The sequence below is a fragment of the Marinospirillum alkaliphilum DSM 21637 genome, from assembly GCF_900119735.1.
Classification (GTDB): Bacteria; Pseudomonadota; Gammaproteobacteria; order Pseudomonadales; family Halomonadaceae; genus Marinospirillum; species Marinospirillum alkaliphilum.
Window position 1 is genome coordinate 519,446 of the sequence record NZ_FPJW01000001.1, and the last position, 17,534, is coordinate 536,979.

Consider the following 17,534-nt stretch of genomic DNA (forward strand, 5'->3'; position numbering starts at 1 on the left):
AGTTCATGATAAACAGGAAGAAATTGCGGAAGGTGGTACAGGCTCGAAACGTTAAACCAGATATTGTGGGACATTGGGCTGAGGTGTCTGCTGTAAGTTGCTTGGTGTTGGTGTATCTTACCGTTTTTGGTCCTTGGTTTGAATGGACCCTTGTCTGAAGAGTAGCGTATGACGACCAGTGTGATTTTTACAACCTACAACTCACCTGCCTGGCTGGAGAAGGTGTTGTGGGGTTTTTTTGAGCAGACCGTGAAGGATTTCGAGATCGTTATTGCTGATGATGGCTCACGTGACGAAACCCGCGAGCTGATTGAGCGGATGCGCAGTCAGTCACCGGTGCCGATTCAGCATGTGTGGCAGGAGGATGATGGTTTCCAGAAGTGCCGCATCATGAACAAGGCCATTCTGGCAACAAAGGGTGATTACCTGATTTTCACGGACGGAGATTGTATTCCGCGTGCTGATTTTGTTGAGCAGCATCTACGTCATCGTGAGCCGCGTGCTTATCTGTCCGGCGGTTATTTCAAGTTACCCATGCATGTGAGTGAAGCCATCACTCAGGATGATGTGATGCATCAACGTCCTTTTGATCCGGCCTGGTTGGTCAGTCAGGGCATGAAAAAAACGCATAAGTTCATGAAGCTGACCGCTCAGGGGCGCTGGGCTGACTTTCTGAATACCATTAGCCCGACGCGTCCGACCTGGAACGGCCATAATGCCTCTTGTTACAAGGAGTTTGCGCTGGCGGTGAACGGTTTTGAGGAGAAGATGCAGTATGGTGGTCAGGACTGTGAGTTTGGTGATCGTTTGGTGAACTTTGGTCTGAAGGCAAAGCGCATCCGTTATTCTGCGGTATGTGTGCATCTGGATCACAAGCGGGGTTATGTAACGCCTGAGATGCTGGCCAATAGCCGTGCTATCCGCCAGGACACCAAAAAGAATCGTGTAGTGAAGGCGCGTCTGGGTATTGATCAATATTTATAGTGAGATGATCACAAAATGAAACTACGTGAAGTCTGGCCATCCTTGCGAGCGACCTGGCGTGTCTGCCGACTTTCTTCGGCTGTTTTGAAGCGGTCAGCCGAAAAACCCTTGCCTGTCATTGTGACACTGACATCGATTCCTTCTCGTTTGCGGACTTTGCACTTAACAATTCGCAGTTTATTGGCACAATCAACAAAGCCTGAGCGTATTGTGTTGTGGCTTCACCGTGATCTTGAGCACAGCCTGCCGCAAAGCCTTGTTGAGCTGCAGGGTGAGGTATTTCAAATCCATTATGTGGATTTGACTTGCTCACATCGTAAGTTGATTCATTCGCTGACTGCTTTTCCGGATCGCGTGCTGGTTACCTGTGATGATGATGAGATTTATGAGGAGACATGGCTTGAGCGCTTGTATCGTGATCACTTGCAGTTTCCTGGGGATGTGATTGCTCATGAGTGCCGCAGAATTGCTTATGGTGCTGATGGTGCGCCTTTGCCCTACAGGAAATGGCGAACCCTTACGCAGGCGGGGGCTGCAGGTATGGATTTGCTGCCAATCGGTTATGGAGGGGTGCTTTATCCCCCGGGTGCCTTGATGCCCGAAGCCACGGATGTTGACTTGTTCATGCGCCTGGCTCCAAAGGCTGATGATCTTTGGTTTAAGGCGATGTCTTTTCGTAAGGGTACACGAGTCAGGCGCTCGCGTGATCCCTTGCCAAAGCCAGTAGGAATTATTGGTTCCCAGTGGGTGTCTTTGCAGAAAACCAATGTGCATGAGGATGCCAATAGGCTGCAGTGGTTGGCGATTTGTGAGCATTTTGGGATAGAGCTGGAACCACGACCTGCTCAGCGTAAGGCCGGTCCACTGTTGATGCTTTGGTTGTATTTCAGTAGCTGTTGGCGGCTATCCTGATAGCTTGAAAGGGGAGTTATTTCCCCTTTTTACTGTTTTTTCCTATAAGGGGCGTTGTGCTGATGGCGCGAACTGTTTCCAGCATGATTGAGTGTTTAAACAGTTTGCGGTACCGGCGTCTTTGACGCTCAATGGATTTTATTTTCAGTAGCTTGTTGCTGATTGCACAGGTTGAGCGAATGGGAAACAGGGTTTTGTCGCCTAAACCGTCAATGATCATGAAACGGTGGCAATCACCTTGCCATGCATAGACAATATTTCTGCCTGTCAAGTCACTCATCACGAGTGATGAGGCCTTGTAGGTTTGAAAAAAAGCTTCCAGATCTGCAGCGGCCTGGGCATCAAAGCGGCCCGTTTTGAGAAGTTCTGTATAGGTGGGGGCAAGCTTTCCATACTGATCTTTTTGAGCTTCAACAATAATGCCCGGACCCAGGTCTGTATCAGCAAATCCTCTGAAGCTTGCCAGGTGTGGAAAGATTGAAGATTCAGTGGCAATGGATTTAATGCGTACGTATTCGTTTAGCTCACGCAGTACACAAAGGTGCTTGAAACGAAAGCGCAGCTCATGGCGCCATTCTTTAAGTGAGCCTGGTCTTGTGGCATAGGGTTGGTGGATGAGCACCTTTACGAGCAGATTTTTGTCATGCGGATGCTGGTAAATGTGTCGTGCAGAACCTTTGAGTAAAGGTGTCTCTGCAGCCAGCAACAGCTTATGATCAGACATTTATTTACATCCCGCCCATGGTTAAATACTACAATTATATGAAATTTCCATTGCGGGGTAAAACATTACCCACTCTTCTTTGAGCTGTGCAGGGAGTTATGGTTCAGTTTGCTTGATTCGTTTAGTATTGCAGCAAGGCATTTTCTGAAGGAGCAGCCGGTCTGCTCCTTTTTTATTGGGTTTTTTGAATCTGGTTTTCCGAGGTTTTTATGGCAGTTACCCCTGCACATGCTTCCGCTTTTCGTTTTGTTCGTTCCCAGTCTGTGGCCTCTCTGAACCTGGATGTGCAGGAGTTTGAGCATCTGCAGACCGGGGCAAAACATTTTCACCTGGCGGCGGATAATGACGAGAAGGTGTTTCTGGTGGCATTTCGTACCATGCCGCAGGATTCCACCGGGGTGGCGCATATTCTGGAGCATACCGCGCTGTGTGGCAGTGAGCGCTATCCGGTGCGTGATCCCTTTTTCATGATGACGCGCCGTTCGCTGAATACCTTCATGAATGCGTTCACCAGCAGCGACTGGACGGCCTACCCCTTTGCCAGCCAGAACCCGAAGGATTTTGACAACCTGCTGGATGTGTATCTGGATGCCGCTTTCTTTTCCCGGTTGGACCCGCTGGATTTTGCCCAGGAAGGCCATCGGGTGGAGTTTGCCGAGCCTGAAAATCCTGAGTCGGATCTGGTCTACAAAGGGGTGGTTTACAACGAGATGAAAGGTGCCATGAGCGCGCCGACTTCGATTTTGTGGCAGACCCTGACCAAATACCTCTTCCCGGAAACCACTTACCACCACAATTCCGGTGGTGAACCGGCGGCGATTCCGGATCTGAGTTATGAGCAGTTGGTGGATTTTTACAAAAGCCATTATCACCCCTCCAATGCGGTGTTCATGACCTTTGGTGATGTGGATGTGGCAGCCTTGCAGCAGAAGGTGCACGACCAGGCCTTGAGCCGTTTTGTGCGCAGTGAGCTGGAGTTATCGGTACCGGACGAGAAGCGGTATTTTGCGCCGCTGCGGGTGGAGGAAGCCTATGCCCTGGAGCAGCCGGATACCAGCAAACAGACGCATCATGTGCTGGGCTGGCTGCTGCCGAAATCCATTGATGTGGAGTCGTTGCTGAAGGCGCATCTGTTGAGTCGGGTGCTGCTGGACAATTCCAGTTCGCCCTTGCTGGCGGCGCTGGAATCCAGTGAGCTGGGCAGTGGTCCGTCACCCTTGTGCGGGCTGGAGGATTCCAACCGTGAGATGAGTTTTGTTTGTGGTCTGGAAGGCAGTGAGCCAGAACAGGCGGCTGCGTTTGAGCAGCTGGTGCTGGATACCCTGCAAAAGGTGGCCGATGAAGGTGTGGATCAGCGGGCGGTGGAAGCCCAGTTGCATCAACTGGAGCTGAGTCAGCGTGAAATCTCCGGTGACGGCATGCCTTTTGGCCTGCAATTGATTCTGACCGCCATGTCTCCGGCTGTGCATCGGGGTGATCCGGTATCGGTGTTGAACATTGATCCGGTGCTGGAACAGCTGCGTGAGGCGGTGAAAGACCCGCAGTTCATTCCGGGGCTGGTGCGTGAATGGCTGCTGGATAATCCGCATCGGGTGCGGGTGACCCTGCGTCCCGACAATCAGCTGGCGCAGCGTCGGGATGCTGCCGAAGCGGCCCGTCTGGCTGCGATCAAGGCACAACTGACCGATGCTGAAAAGCAGGCCATTGTGGTGCGTGCCAAGGCGCTGGAAGCACGTCAGCAACAGGTGGATGATGATGCCGTGCTGCCGAAGGTGACGCTGCAGGATGTGCCGCTGGAACTGCATCTGCCGCAGGCGCATGAACTGACGGCAGGCCCGCTGAAAACCACCTGGTTTAATGCTGGCACCAATGGCCTGGTGTATGTGCAGGCGGTGCTGGATCTGCCGCAGTTGGATGAAGACGAACAACAGCTGCTGCCCCTTTACACCCACTGCCTGACCGAACTGGGTTGTGGTGAGCGGGATTACCGCGCCAATCAGGCGTTGCAGAGTGAAATCACCGGTGGCCTGAGTGCTTCGGTATCGGTGCGTGGTGCGGTGGAGGATGAACAGCAGGTGTCTGGTTATCTGGTGTTGTCCGGCAAGGCGCTGGCGGTGAACCAGCAGCCGCTGCAACAACTGATGGCGGAAACGCTGGAAAAGGCCCGTTTTGATGAACTGTCGCGCATTCGTGAAATCGTGGCGCAGCGGGCTTCACGTCAATTGCAGTCGATCACCGGTCGCGGGCATGGTCTGGCGATGCAGGCGGCGGCGGCCGGTTTCAGCCCCGCAGCCCGTTTTGCGCACCTGACGCGTGGCCTGGCCGCGATTCAGGCCAGCAAGCAACTGGATCTGGCACTGGCTGATGAGACTCAATTGCAGCAGTTGGGGCAGCGTCTGGCCGCCCTGCACAATAAATTGAAGCAGGCACCGCGTCAGTTCCTGTTGGTGGCTGAAGCCGATCATCAACAGGCCTTGTTGCGGGCACTGGAAATGAACTGGGCGGATCTGCTGCATGTGCCGGAACAGGCTGCATTCAGCCTGCCGACTACGCGTGAACCGGTGCAGCAGTTGTGGCTAACCAGCACTCAGGTGAACTTCTGTGCGCTGGCTTTCCCGACCGTGCCGGGTGGTCATGCTGATGCTGCCGCGCTGACGGTGCTGGGTGATTACCTGCGCAATGGTTTCCTGCACCGTGCCATTCGTGAGCAGGGCGGTGCTTATGGTGCCGGTGCCGGGCAGGACAATGGGGATGGCGTGTTCCGTTTCTTCTCTTACCGTGATCCGCGCATTGAAGGCACCTTGCAGGATTTCCGTGCTTCACTGGACTGGCTGCAGAGCCAGCCGGTGGATGCCGTGAAGCTGGAAGAGGCGATTCTGGGCGTGGTGGCATCCATCGACAAACCCGGTTCACCGGCCGGTGATGCCCGTCAGACCTTCCATTCCAGCCTGTTTGGTCGCACCCCGGAACACCGCCGTGCCTTCCGTGCCCGCATCCTGCAGGTCAGTGGTGAAGACCTGCAGCGGGTGGCAGCCACCTGGCTGAAACCGGCACAGGCCAGCGTCGCCATTGTCACCGGCAGCAAAATGGCCGAAGGGCTGGATGCTGGTTACACCCGAATCGAGATTTAACGGCTGGCTGTAAGGTGATGCTATGAGTGACATGGATTCAGACCAGTGGATCAAACAGGATAAAACCTTGTCGGCTCTGCGCCATCTGGCGGAAAATGCGCCAGTGGACGTGCTTTGGTTATATGGCTCGAGGACAAAAGGAACGGCTGATGAATCCAGTGATTATGATCTGGCTGTTGCTTTCACTGATTTTGAAACCGATCCTCTGGAGCGACGGTTGCGACCAGAGCTGTTAAGTCAGCAGTGGTGCGATGCATTGGGGCTGGATGGTGACAGGTTGTCTCTGGTTGATATCAATCAGGCCCCTTTGCCCTTGGCAATGGCTGTGATTCGTGATGGAAAAGCAGTGTTTGTGCGCAACCCCTTGCGGCTGATTCGTGAGGAACTGCGAATCAGCTCCATGTGGGAGGTCGATTATCAGTATCACAGGGCTCATTATGGATGAAATCTACATCGCAGCAATGCAAGAGCACTTGGCTCAGCTGGCAGAGGAACTGGAAGAGTTAAGTGCTTTGCTTGAAGTATCCGAACGTTTGCCGCAACTGATTTATCGGGGGGCTGAACGTAATCTGCAGTTGTTGACGGAGGCTTGTATTGGCATTGCCAAGCAAACCCTGAAATCCAGAGCCCTGGCTGTGCCAAGTGATGCTCGCCAGTCATTCATCAAGCTGCGTGCGCTGGGTCTGGATCCGACAGATGCAGACTGGAATCGTATTATCGGTTTACGCAATGCGCTGGTTCACGACTACCTCAACTTTGATCCAGCGGTAGTGCTGCAGATCATCAAGGCTCGCAAGTATCAGGTTTTACTGGATTTTGCATTTGGCATCCTGCGTTCTTGCTGACTTGGACGTCTGCAGCAACAATTGTATCAGCCCTCAGGGTAGGGGAGCGTCAATTGCTGTTTTCATTCAGTCCTTTCAGGTAGATGGCAAGTGCATGCCATGCCGGTAATGAAGTTGCGTCGTTGGCAGCGTTGGCAGCAACAGGATGGCTGGCAAAGCGAGCGATCACCATTTCTGCTTCGGGATCGATGTAGAGGGTCTGCCCGTGGACACCGCGAGCCATGAAGGCACCATGTTCATTATGGGTGATCCACCACATGCTTCGGTAGCTCCAGCCCGGCAGTGAGGTGTAGCCTCCAGCTGCAAATGCAGCCTTGTTGCCACCGTTTCGGATATCCTGAATGGCTGCAGGGGGAATAACCTGTTTACCTTCCACCTGCCCATGATCACGAATCATTTCTCCAAAGCGAGCGAGGTCTCTGAGGCTGGTGTTCAGGCCACCTCCGGCAAAAGGGGTGCCTGTGGAGTCAACCGACATATAGGCATCCCGCTCTGCTCCAATTTTCTTCCAGATACGCTCAGACAGCAGTTCTGCAACATTTTTTCCGGTCACTCTGGCCAGCACCCATCCCAGGGCATCAGTGTTTGCTGTGCGGTAATGAAAGGCTTCACCATGCTTTCCCTGGGGTTGCACTGTCTGGAGAAACTCATGGTAGCTGCGAGGACCGGTATATTCAGCCGGTTTGGGAAGCGGGTTGCCAGCCGCCGCATGAGCCCAGACTTCAGCACCGGGGTCAGCATAGTCTTCGCTGAACTTGATACCGGTTGTCATATCCATCAACTCTCTGATGGTGGCTGTGCCAAAGGCGGAGTCAGCAAGTTCCGGCACATAAAAAGCCACACTTTTTGCCTCATCCAGTTTGCCTTCAGCAACCAGCATGGCAGCCAGTGTACCAACGAAGGTTTTCGTGACTGACATGGCACCGTGCTGCCCTTCACGTGTGAGCACACCAAAATAGCGCTCATAAACCAGCTTGCCTCTGTGCAGGACAAGTATTCCATCTGTGTAATTTTCCAGAAGGGCATCATCCCAGCGCATTTTTTGATGGCTGCCAGTGGGAGTGAAAGTCAGGCTGTCAATTCGGGCGTCAGGGTGCTCCGGGAAATGGTGAATAGGGTCGCTGCCACGTGAAACGCTGATCGTCGGCATCAGTTGACGAAAGTTCGATACACTCCAGCGCATGGCGGGAAACTCAAAGTAGCTTCCATCCTCAAAGCGAAGGATTTTATCTGCTGGTGGTGGTGAGCCTTGCATCCAGCCTAGTTTTTTCGGGTCACTGGCTTGTGCATCAGGAAAGGGTTGCGCTGCACCGGGGGTTATTGATGTCACACCGATACTGAGGCAAGCGATTGCAAGCAGGCTTGCTTTGATGCGAGATGTTTTTTTGATCAGATTCATTGTCAGCCCCTGATGACAGCTTGATGGTGAAGACTCTTTGTGTCTTGTAGCCTGACACTTTTGCTGAATTCAGCTTCACCTTTTTTGTCCGTTTGATCAAGTATCTCTGAACAAAGTGGCTATTCAAACTATTTATTCTTGTCGTGACATGCCGCCCTCATTTGTTCGCCTATACCAAACAATGGGTTGTTTTAGGTCTTTGTTTGATATATGGCGAATTATTTGGGGAATTCAGCAAAAACCTGCTCCAGATTATCCAGTGAAAAACAGCGCTGTTCCAGACTGTAACCCTGGCAGTTGAGCTTTTGCAGAAGTTGCTCCGTTTTGGCAGCCAGCTGTTCCGGTTTAAAGCGTTTACTCTGGCGTTTGACTTCAGCCACCAGCAGGCGCTTTTCCAGATCGTTAATGGCGACGATGTCTATTTCGTGTTCGCCTTTGTTGTCCCAGTAGCTGCCAATGCGGTTGAACTGACCTGAGTGCTTCAACTGGGCGACAAAAAGACCTTCCAGCTGCTTGCCTGAGAAGGTATCAAAGTCACGGGCAATCAGCTGGTGCAGATAGCTGAAGTTTTCCATTTCCACTGCGCTGCGGTTGGCATGAATAAAATGAAACCAGAAGAGGAGGAAAGGGTCGACCAAGCTGTAGCGAAGATTGCGCGAGTTTTCTTTGGCATGAATGGGGCGCTGCCTGGCAATAATGTCGAACTCGTTTTCCAGTTTGTCCAATGCCGGGCCGACGCCCATGTCTAAATAGCTTTCTATTCTTGCTCTGCTGGTATGCCCCTTGGCAAGAGCTGCCAGGATGCTGAAATAAGCACGGTGCTCACTGCCAAAATCTTCCAGTGACTGCTCCCCGCCCTGGCGCTAAAGCGCCACGGGCGAGGCTTCCAACTTCTCAGGCAGCAACTGGTGCGTGACCAGATTGACGCTTGCCTCCATTGGCAGAGACCGACAGTCCTGCGGCCTTTAATTTCAAAATACCCTGCGCTCGAATGTTGATCGCAGCATTGATGTCTCGATCATGCTCTACCAAACAAGCTGGACATTGCCAGTCACGCACTTTCAGCGATAACTCTTCCAGCTTGTGTCCGCAGCAAGAGCATGTCTTGGAGCTGGCAAACCATTGATCAATTTTGATCAGGTGTTTGCCTTGCTCTTTGGCTTTGTACTCCAGCTTTTGAATCAAGCCTGACCAACTGGCATCAGCAATGTGCCTGGACAGCTTTTTGTTTTTCAGCAAGTTTTTGACTTTTAGTGTCTCGACAATCACCGCTTGGTTTTCGTCAATAATCATGCGAGACAGTTTGTGCTGAAAATCAGCACGGGCATTTGCCAGGCGTTGATGCGCCTTGGCGAGTTTGAGTCGCGCTTTTGCACGACCTTTGCTGCCTTTTTTGCAGCGTGATAGGGCTTTTTGCTTGCGGCGCAGATTGGCACTGGCTTTCTTCAAAAAGCGTGGATTCGGTGTTTTATCGCCGCTTGAATCAATGGCAAGATGCGTTAAGCCCATATCCAGTCCGAACACCAGGCTTGCATCCAGATCATGGATCGGTGCTGGTGCTTCTTGCCCATCGTCATGCAGCAGTGAGGCATAGTATTCACCGGTCACGGTGCGAGACAGGGTGATACTTTTCAGCTTGCCATCAACCTTGCGATGCATCCGCGCTTTGATCGGTTGCTTCAGCTTAGGCACTTTGATCCAGTCATCACCACAATCAACGCTCATGCAATGATAGCTGGATTGCCTGCCGTGTTTACGCTTGAACCTGGGGTAACGGGAGGCAAGCTTCGGATCAAAGAAGCTTTGGAAGGCTTTATCCAGATTGATGCAGGCCTGCTGCAATGCAATCGAATCAAAATCTTTGAGCCAGTGATACTTGCGAGATTTCTTCGCCACGACCAACAACGGTTTCATATCCCGCTTGGCATTCAGTTTGGTTCCATGACGCTTGTACTGTGAGCTGATGATATGCAGCGCCTTGTTGTACGCAAAGCGCACAGCACCGAACTGGCGGTTTAAAAATTCCGCCTGCTCAGGTGTGGGATAGATGCGTACTTTGGTGGCTTTAATCATACTGTATATGATGACAGTCATCGCTGCGACCAGCAACCCATGACTGCTACGCAGTCATCCGCTTATATCCCCGCCCGATTGGGCGAGGGTTTACGCGGGGTTTGCTAAACGATGCAAGCCCTCTTCGATCAGGGGGGAAGAGGCAGAAATGAGTTTTTCAAAGGGTGCTTCACCCGCATTCAGCAGCCACTCCAGGTACTTGGGAATGCCACCGGATAAGCACCACCATTGCAGTAAACGCTCAGGTGTAAAAAGCTGATTGTCCTTTAATACTTGTTGCAGGTATTGGGGTGCCAGAGGTCAAAAATTCGCCTGGCTTGGCATAAAGCCTGTTTGTTGGATACTTGAAAACTGCTATTATATACTTCGGGTATATGGTTGGTAGTGAAAGGTAGAGGAGTATCGATATGGTGACTGGAAGTGTTTTTGAAAACAACAAAACTCAGGCAGTGCGTTTACCCGTATCAGTGCGCTTTCCCTCAACAGTAAAAAAAGTCATGATCCGCAGCGTCGGGCAGGATCGTATTATTTCGCCGGTGGAACACAGTTGGGAGAGCTTTTTTCACAACCCGCAAGCCACTGTAAGTCCTGACTTTATGGCCGAGCGGGCCGAGCAGATAGAAACGCCACGGGAAGGCTTTGATGATTAAATATCTGTTGGATACCAATATCTGTATCTATGTGATCAAGCGCCGCCCCATTGAGGCTTTAGCGCGTTTTAATGAGGCCGCTGGGCATCTGGCCATCTCATCAGTCACGCTGGCAGAACTGCTGCATGGCGTGGAAAAAAGCCAGCAGGTCGCCAAAAACTTGCTGGCAGTTGAGGATTTCTACAGTCGGTTGGATGTTCTGGAGTACGGTGAACAGGCCGCTTTTCATTATGGCGATATCCGTGCTCAACTGGAGAAACAGGGGCGGCCTATCGGGGTGAATGACCTGCATATTGCTGCTCATGCCAGAAGCATCGGTGCCACTCTGGTCACCAATAATATGAAAGAATTTGAGCGCGTTGATGGACTCCGGCTACAGAACTGGGTGGCTGGTTCTTAAGTTTTACCTCAATCCGCCACCCGGTAGCTGTCACGCCCGGCATGTTTGGCCTGGTAGAGCACTTCATCCGCCTGGTGCAGCCACAGGGACCAGTCCTGGTATTCGCTGTGAGCCTGGGCCAGGCCTGCGCTGGTGGTGATTTTCAGGCCGTTGCTGAAGGTGTGGGTGCGGATGGTCTGCAGCAAGCCTTCTGCGGTTTGCATGGCTGCTCGTTGATCCTGTTGGTCCAGCAGCACTAAGAACTCTTCACCGCCTAAGCGGAATAATCGGTCTGATTTGGTGATGTGCTGGCGAATCAGCTCGGCAAACTCCACCAGCAACACATCCCCCTGGTGATGGCCATAACGGTCATTCACCTCCTTGAAATGATCCAGATCCAGCAGCAAAAGGCTGTAAGGTGTTTGCTGTTGTTTATGTTGTTGCAGGGCGGCGGCGAGGCTGTCTTGCAGTTGGCTGCGGTTCAGGCAGCCGGTGAGTGGGTCACAGGTTCCCAGCTTGACCAGATCCCGGTGCAGGCGCACCACTATATCGGCAAAGAAGTTGATAAACAGGGTGGTCAACCCCAGTGCGAGCAATACCCGAATGGCTTCTTGCCAGGGAAAGCTGTGCAGGATCACCGGGGTCAGACAGGCCATGAAGGCCAGTGCCGCTTTGCCGGCCTGAGTGGAGTGCAGCATGAAAAAGTAACTGGCCATCACCGGAAAGGCCCAGTAGATGCCCTGATGCCCATTCAGCCAGGTGGAGTAGATCACGCAGACACTGGCAAACAGCACAAAACCTTTCGCCTGCCAGTGTTGCAAGGCTTGTTGGCGGCCAACCCGCAGGTTGTAGGCAAGGAATATCGCAAAGGCTAGCATCATCAATGCCAGGCCATGATGCTGCTGATAAAACTGCACAGCAATCATTGGCAGCAGGGCCAGTAAAGTCCAGAGCTGGACGTTAAACGTGACCCGGTTACGAAAGCTGAACAGGGTGGTGCGGGGATTGATGGTTTGTTGTTGGAGTTCCATCACTATAAACCCTTGTATAAAACAGGTGTTTTACATTCTGGGCAAGAGTGACGAATTAAACAAGTGTTTGCTTTGAAGCTTTTTGTTAAGTAGAAGTTTTTTCAGTCAAAACCGGCACGACGCAATTCGGTTGCGCTTCGGTCGTTAAACAGAAAGTCCCAGAAACTGCGGGCATTGGCGCGTTGATTACCGGCGTTGGTGAGGGCAGCGGCATAAACAATGCGCGAGTGATGATCAGCAGGAAGTTTTAAAACATCGCGCTGGCGATCAATGCCACCTTCAACCAGGCGCTGCCAGGGTAGGAAGGCTATGGGTATTTCACGGGTTTTCACGCGTTCGAACAGGTCTTCAAATTCTCCGGTGGCTTTCAGGCGGTTTTCCACTTCCCGCAGCATTTCCTGGCGCTCAAGCACTTCGCGGGCAGCGCGGTAGTGCACGGAGTTTTCAGCAGCCAGGCCAATGGCTTCGTTTTGCAGGCGCAGTACGTTCAGGCTGCGGGCGCTTTCCAGTGGTGCCCATAAGCCCATGCGACCAATCGCCAGCACGCGGGCTTCGGTGGCGCGATTGCGTGTCACCTGCTCATGCGCGCGGGCCATTTCGGTAAAAATCAGAATGTCGAACTGCAGGCCTTCATCCAGTAGTCTTTCCAGGTCCAGGTGAGTGCCCTGGTGAATGCGGAAAGGGCTGGGTCTGGTTTCCTGATAGCGGTCGATGATGCGGTTGATGACCCAGTAAAAGCTGGGGTCAACCAGCAGGCGAATGAGGTTGGGATCTTCTTCTGCCTGTCTGCGGGCTTCCCTGCTGTCTGGTACAAAGCCCTGAAAGTTGAACTGGCTCATGGGCAGTTGTGACTGGGTCATGGAACTGGCAAATAGCGGCCAACTGATACCAAGGACCAGCAAGGTAAAACACTGCTTCAGAAGGGTGGTCAGCTTCATCATCATCCTGATCAGACTGGGTAGCACAAATTTGGACTATCATCTTAGCGGCTGAAGTGGCGTTTGCCTATCGCTCTTTTGCTTCGGTACTGTTAACCTTCTGGCCTTTTCTTTTGCATCATTTCACGGATTGCCAGAGTCACTGATGAGAACACCCAAGCCCCTGCCGTATAGCAAGCTTTACAAGGCCTGCCGCCACAGGGATTTCAGTTTTGAAGATACCCGCCATATTCCTGCCCTGGACACCATCATCGGCCAGCAACGTGCCGAAGAAGCGCTGCGTTTTGCCACTTCGGTCAATCGCAAGGGTTACAACATTTTTGCCGTGGGGCATGCTGGTCTTGGCAAGCGCACCATGGTGCGCCGCTTTCTGGAGCAGCGGGCAGTCAGTATGGAGGCGCCGTCTGACTGGCTGTATCTGCACGATTTTTCCAATCCGCGCAAACCCTGGGCCGTGCGCTTGCCTTGTGGCATGGGCAAGGTCTTTAAAGAAGACCTGCAGGATTTGATTCTTGATTTAAAGCAGGCGATTCCGGCAGCTTTTGATAACGAAGGTTTTTTTGAGCGAGCCGAGAAGATCAAGGATGACTTTTCCGAGCGTCAGAGCAGTGCATTAAAAGCCCTGGCGGCAGAAGCCGAACCCATGCAGTTAAAGCTGATTCTGCAGTCTCCCGGTGGTTATGCCTTTGTACCGGCGGATGAAGAAAGTCAGCCGATGGATGCAGATGTCTTCTCCGGGCTGGATGATGAACTGCGCCGCGACTTCCGTGAGAAGATCGAGGCGATGGAGAAAAAACTGCGGTTGGTGTTGCGCGAGTTGGCACAACTGGAAAAAAGCAGTCGTCAGGAACAGCAGCGGCTGAATGAAGAAGTCACCAACTACGCGGTTGAGGAAGGGCTGGAGGCGCTGAAGGCCAGGTATCTCGACTTCCCGCGCTTGCAAGAGTATCTGACTGCCTTGCATCAAGACCTGCTGGATAACGTGGCGATCTTTCTGGACAGTGAAGATGAAGATGGCGACGCAGTATCCAGTGTGTCACCTGACAAACGCATTCCGACCCGTTATCAGGTCAATCTGCTGGTCAGTCACAGCGAGCGTGAACATGCGCCGGTGATTGAAGAGGCCTTGCCGACCCACAATAACATTGTTGGTCATGTCGAGAATGTGACTTATCAGGGCACTGTGGCAACTGACTTCTCACTGATTCGTCCCGGTGCCTTGCATCGTGCCAACGGTGGTTTTCTGCTGCTGGATGCCGAGCGTCTGTTGAGCCAACCCTATGCCTGGGATGGCTTGAAGCTGGCACTGCGCACCGGTAGCCTGCGCATTGACACGCTGGAGCGGCAACTGTCAGTTTCCGGCAGTGTGTCACTGGAACCGGAACCGATTCCGCTGAACTGTACTGTGGCGCTGCTGGGTGACTATGAACTGCTGCATGCGTTGCAGGAGCAGGACTCCGAGTTTATTGAGCTGTTTAAAGTGGTGGCCGAGTTCGAAACCGAGATGTCGCGTACCACGCATAACCAGCGCCTGTATACTCGCCTGATCTCCAGTATGGTGCACCGTGAGGGCATGCTGCCGGTGGCTGCAGATGGTGTGATGCGCCTGATCGAAGAATCGGCTCGCATGGCAGAGCACCAGAATCGCTTGTCCCTGAATGCGGCGGATCTGAATCACCTGCTGCGGGAAGCTGATTATCTGGCCACCCAGGAGTTAAGCCCGTCGATCACCGCTGAACATGTGCGTGAGGCGCTGGCTGCCCGCCGACGTCGGGCCGGTCGTTATCCGGATCATGTGCTGGAATCCATTCGTGAGGATTTCATCATGATCAGCACCAGTGGCAGCAAGGTTGGGCAGGTGAATGGTCTGACCGTGATCGGCAGTCATGATTATCTCCATGGTCAGCCTTCCCGCATCACTGCCCGGGTGCATTATGGCAACGGTGAAGTGCTGGACATTGAGCGCAGTGTGCATCTGGGCGGCTCCATGCACTCCAAGGGTGTGATGATCCTGACCGGTTATCTGTGTGGGCTGTTCGGTGCCGAAGACAGCCTGCCGCTGGATGCCAGCATTGTGTTTGAACAGTCTTATGGCGGCGTGGATGGTGATTCGGCTTCCCTTGGCGAGCTGATTTGTCTGTTGTCAGCCATGGCAGAAGTGCCGGTGGCGCAGAACCTGGCAGTGACCGGTTCGATCAACCAGTTGGGTGAAGTGCAGCCGATTGGTGGTGTGAATGAAAAGATCGAAGGCTTTTTTGAGGTGTGTAACGCCCGTGGCCTGACCGGTGATCAGGGTGTGATCATCCCGCGCCAGAACGTATTGCAGTTGATGCTGCGTGAAGAAGTGCTGGAAGCGGTGGAGCAGGGGCAGTTCCATATCTGGGCAGTGGGTCAGGTGGAAGAAGCCATTCAACTGATGCTGAACTTGCCCGCGGGACAGTTGACCAGCACCGGTAAGTGGCCGAAAAACAGCGTTTATGGAAAAATAGCCGAACGTCTGGACCGTCTGCGTGACAAGGATGACGATGAGCAGGACAGCAAGGACAGCAAGGACAGCAAGGACAGCAAGGACAGCAAGGATGGCAAGGACAAAGACGGCAAGGAAAAAGAAGCTCAGGTTAAAAAAACCAAAGACACCAAACCCCGGAAGAACTGAGGCGTTATGTTAGATTCCAAACTCTTGCGCAGTGAACTGGATGCCGTGGCCGAGCGCCTGGCAACCCGCGGTTTCCAACTCGACAAGGCCGCTTTTGCTGCGCTGGAAGAAAAGCGCAAAACCCTGCAAGTGCAAACAGAAACCCTGCAGGCGGAACGCAACAGCCGCTCCAAAAACATCGGTAAGGCCAAGGCTGCCGGTGAAGACATTCAGCCGTTACTGGCCGAAGTGGCCAGCCTGGGTGATCAACTGGATGCCGCCAAGGCGGAACTGACGGCACTGCAGGATGAATACCAGTCGCTGCTGGCCACCCTGCCGAACCTGCCGCATGCATCCGTGCCGGTCGGTCGTGATGAGGCCGACAATCAGGAAGTGCGCCGCTGGGGTGAACCACAGGCATTTGATTTTACGCCGAAGGATCATGTGGACCTGACCGAAGCGTCCGGTTTGCTGGACTTTGAAACCGCAGCCAAATTGACCGGTTCGCGCTTTAACCTGATGCGTGGTGGCATTGCCCGCCTGCACCGGGCGCTGGCGCAGTTCATGCTGAACACCCAGGTGGATGAACACGGTTATGAAGAGTGCAACGTTCCGCTGATTGTGAATGGTGACAGCCTGTATGGCACCGGCCAGCTGCCCAAGTTTGCTGAAGACCTGTTTCGCCTGCAACTGGAGCAGGATCAGGCTTATTACCTGATTCCCACTGCTGAAGTGCCACTGACCAACATCGGTCGGGATGCCATTCTGCCAGCTGAACAGCTGCCGCTGAAACTGACTGCGCTGAGTGCCTGTTTCCGCTCCGAAGCTGGCGCTTATGGCAAGGACACCCGTGGCATGATTCGCCAGCATCAGTTTGAAAAAGTGGAACTGGTGCAACTGGTACATCCCGAGCAGTCCTATGCTGCACTGGAAGAAATGGTGGGTCATGCGGAAGCGATTCTGCAAAAGCTGGAACTGCCTTACCGGGTATTGACCCTGTGCACCGGTGACATGGGCTTTGGTGCTGCCAAGACCTATGATCTGGAAGTGTGGATTCCCAGCCAGAACACCTACCGCGAGATTTCTTCAGTATCCAACTGCGAAGACTTCCAGGCACGCCGCATGCAGGCGCGTTTCCGCAACCCGGAAACCGGTAAACCGGAACTGCTGCACACCCTCAATGGCTCCGGCCTGGCGGTGGGCCGTTGCCTGGTTGCCGTGCTGGAAAACTACCAGCAGGCCGATGGCCGCATCCGTGTACCGGAAGTTCTCAAACCCTACATGGGCGGGCTGGAACTGATTTAAGCCCATGCCTGTCATACTGCGCGTGGATGGACTCAGGTTTTTCTTCTACTCTAACGAGGGGAATCCGCTTGAGCCTGTCCATGTGCACATCCGTCAGTCTGTCAAAGAAGCCAAAGTCTGGCTGGAACCGGAAGTGCAGCTTGCTCGCAATGATGGCTTTGATGCCAGGGAACTTAAGCGTATCCTTGAACTCTCCTTGTCACATGCAGCAACGTTAAAGGAAGCCTGGAATGAGTATTTCACCTAAGTCCATTCGTTTTGATGACAACAGCTTCTGGGTGGAGTTAAGTGACGGCAGGATGCTGGGCGTACCTCTGGCATGGTTTCCTCGGCTGTTGTCTGCCACTCCGGAACAGCGTCTTAATTTTGAGTTGAGTCCACGTGGTATTCACTGGGATGCGCTGGATGAGGATATCTCGGTCGAAGGTTTGCTTGCAGGCCGTGGTGACATTACCCATCGTCCGGGCCAGGTGGCTTGAGCCATCTTTTGGCTCATGTTGCCTTGCTCGAAGGTCTGGAGCAGTTTAA

At 53.2% G+C, this 17,534-nt stretch carries 17 protein-coding genes; 11 read left to right on the forward strand and 6 right to left on the reverse strand.

What is annotated here, in order from left to right:
* The first annotated feature begins 168 nt into the window (after positions 1 to 168).
* Together BT114_RS02500 and BT114_RS02505 are read left to right on the forward strand one after the other, a co-directional pair.
* On the forward strand, positions 169 to 984 hold the full coding sequence (locus BT114_RS02500; RefSeq protein ID WP_072324713.1) for a glycosyltransferase family 2 protein: 816 nt from the start codon (positions 169 to 171) through the stop codon (positions 982 to 984).
* Positions 985 to 1,194: 210 nt separating this feature from the next.
* Entirely contained in the window at positions 1,195 to 1,896 is a 702-nt protein-coding gene (locus tag BT114_RS02505; protein WP_072324714.1) for a hypothetical protein, read from the forward strand.
* Positions 1,897 to 1,912: 16 nt separating this feature from the next.
* Here the strand turns inward: BT114_RS02505 and BT114_RS02510 are convergent, their stop codons facing one another.
* Positions 1,913 to 2,620, reverse strand: coding sequence for a YrbL family protein (locus BT114_RS02510; RefSeq protein WP_072324715.1), 708 nt, complete (start codon positions 2,618 to 2,620; stop codon positions 1,913 to 1,915).
* 209 nt (positions 2,621 to 2,829) lie between these two features.
* Between BT114_RS02510 and BT114_RS02515 the strand changes: the two genes are divergently transcribed.
* The 3 genes from BT114_RS02515 to hepT are packed head-to-tail and all read left to right on the forward strand — an operon-like array spanning position 2,830 to position 6,596.
* Positions 2,830 to 5,751, forward strand: a complete 2,922-nt coding sequence (locus BT114_RS02515; protein ID WP_072324716.1) for an insulinase family protein — start codon at positions 2,830 to 2,832, stop codon at positions 5,749 to 5,751.
* Positions 5,752 to 5,773: 22 nt separating this feature from the next.
* Entirely contained in the window at positions 5,774 to 6,196 is a 423-nt protein-coding gene (gene mntA / locus BT114_RS02520; RefSeq protein WP_245770373.1) for a type VII toxin-antitoxin system MntA family adenylyltransferase antitoxin, read from the forward strand.
* Positions 6,189 to 6,596, forward strand: coding sequence for a type VII toxin-antitoxin system HepT family RNase toxin (gene hepT, locus BT114_RS02525; RefSeq protein ID WP_084661793.1), 408 nt, complete (start codon positions 6,189 to 6,191; stop codon positions 6,594 to 6,596). Before mntA ends, hepT begins: the two co-directional genes overlap by 8 nt.
* A 49-nt stretch (positions 6,597 to 6,645) precedes the next feature.
* On the opposite strand, the gene BT114_RS02530 is transcribed toward hepT, so the two are convergent.
* From BT114_RS02530 to BT114_RS02540, 3 genes are all read right to left on the reverse strand, one after another.
* Positions 6,646 to 7,995 carry a serine hydrolase domain-containing protein gene (locus BT114_RS02530; RefSeq protein ID WP_072324717.1) on the reverse strand — a complete coding sequence of 450 codons (1,350 nt, stop codon included), beginning with the start codon at positions 7,993 to 7,995 and terminating at the stop codon, positions 6,646 to 6,648.
* Positions 7,996 to 8,213: 218 nt separating this feature from the next.
* The gene (locus tag BT114_RS02535; RefSeq protein WP_072324718.1) at positions 8,214 to 8,738 is read right to left on the reverse strand and encodes a DUF234 domain-containing protein; all 525 of its coding nucleotides are present in this window, start codon (positions 8,736 to 8,738) and stop codon (positions 8,214 to 8,216) included.
* A 151-nt stretch (positions 8,739 to 8,889) separates the two neighbouring features.
* A complete protein-coding gene (locus BT114_RS02540; protein ID WP_245770374.1) occupies positions 8,890 to 10,089 on the reverse strand; it encodes an RNA-guided endonuclease InsQ/TnpB family protein in 1,200 nt (399 codons plus the stop codon).
* A gap of 386 nt (positions 10,090 to 10,475) precedes the next feature.
* Here BT114_RS02540 and vapB point away from each other — a divergent pair, with 386 nt between their 5' ends.
* Both vapB and vapC read left to right on the forward strand, forming a co-directional pair.
* A complete protein-coding gene (gene vapB, locus BT114_RS02545; RefSeq protein WP_072324719.1) occupies positions 10,476 to 10,718 on the forward strand; it encodes a type II toxin-antitoxin system VapB family antitoxin in 243 nt (80 codons plus the stop codon).
* Complete coding sequence (vapC, locus tag BT114_RS02550) at positions 10,711 to 11,118, forward strand: type II toxin-antitoxin system tRNA(fMet)-specific endonuclease VapC (protein WP_072324720.1); 408 nt, start codon at positions 10,711 to 10,713, stop codon at positions 11,116 to 11,118. Before vapB ends, vapC begins: the two co-directional genes overlap by 8 nt.
* 8 nt (positions 11,119 to 11,126) lie before the next feature.
* On the opposite strand, the gene BT114_RS02555 is transcribed toward vapC, so the two are convergent.
* Both BT114_RS02555 and BT114_RS02560 read right to left on the reverse strand, forming a co-directional pair.
* Complete coding sequence (locus BT114_RS02555; RefSeq protein ID WP_072324721.1) at positions 11,127 to 12,128, reverse strand: GGDEF domain-containing protein; 1,002 nt, start codon at positions 12,126 to 12,128, stop codon at positions 11,127 to 11,129.
* A 101-nt stretch (positions 12,129 to 12,229) separates the two neighbouring features.
* Complete coding sequence (locus BT114_RS02560; RefSeq protein ID WP_072324722.1) at positions 12,230 to 13,066, reverse strand: substrate-binding domain-containing protein; 837 nt, start codon at positions 13,064 to 13,066, stop codon at positions 12,230 to 12,232.
* Between the two features lie 145 nt (positions 13,067 to 13,211).
* Here BT114_RS02560 and BT114_RS02565 point away from each other — a divergent pair, with 145 nt between their 5' ends.
* The 4 genes from BT114_RS02565 to BT114_RS02580 are packed head-to-tail and all read left to right on the forward strand — an operon-like array spanning position 13,212 to position 17,485.
* Positions 13,212 to 15,722 carry a Lon protease family protein gene (locus BT114_RS02565; RefSeq protein WP_072324723.1) on the forward strand — a complete coding sequence of 837 codons (2,511 nt, stop codon included), beginning with the start codon at positions 13,212 to 13,214 and terminating at the stop codon, positions 15,720 to 15,722.
* 6 nt (positions 15,723 to 15,728) lie between these two features.
* Complete coding sequence (gene serS, locus BT114_RS02570; RefSeq protein ID WP_072324724.1) at positions 15,729 to 17,006, forward strand: serine--tRNA ligase; 1,278 nt, start codon at positions 15,729 to 15,731, stop codon at positions 17,004 to 17,006.
* A gap of 4 nt (positions 17,007 to 17,010) precedes the next feature.
* Positions 17,011 to 17,253 carry a DUF4160 domain-containing protein gene (locus tag BT114_RS02575; protein ID WP_072324725.1) on the forward strand — a complete coding sequence of 81 codons (243 nt, stop codon included), beginning with the start codon at positions 17,011 to 17,013 and terminating at the stop codon, positions 17,251 to 17,253.
* Complete coding sequence (locus tag BT114_RS02580) at positions 17,237 to 17,485, forward strand: DUF2442 domain-containing protein (protein ID WP_072324726.1); 249 nt, start codon at positions 17,237 to 17,239, stop codon at positions 17,483 to 17,485. The genes BT114_RS02575 and BT114_RS02580 overlap by 17 nt, the downstream gene beginning before the upstream one ends.
* Positions 17,486 to 17,534: the final 49 nt, after the last annotated feature.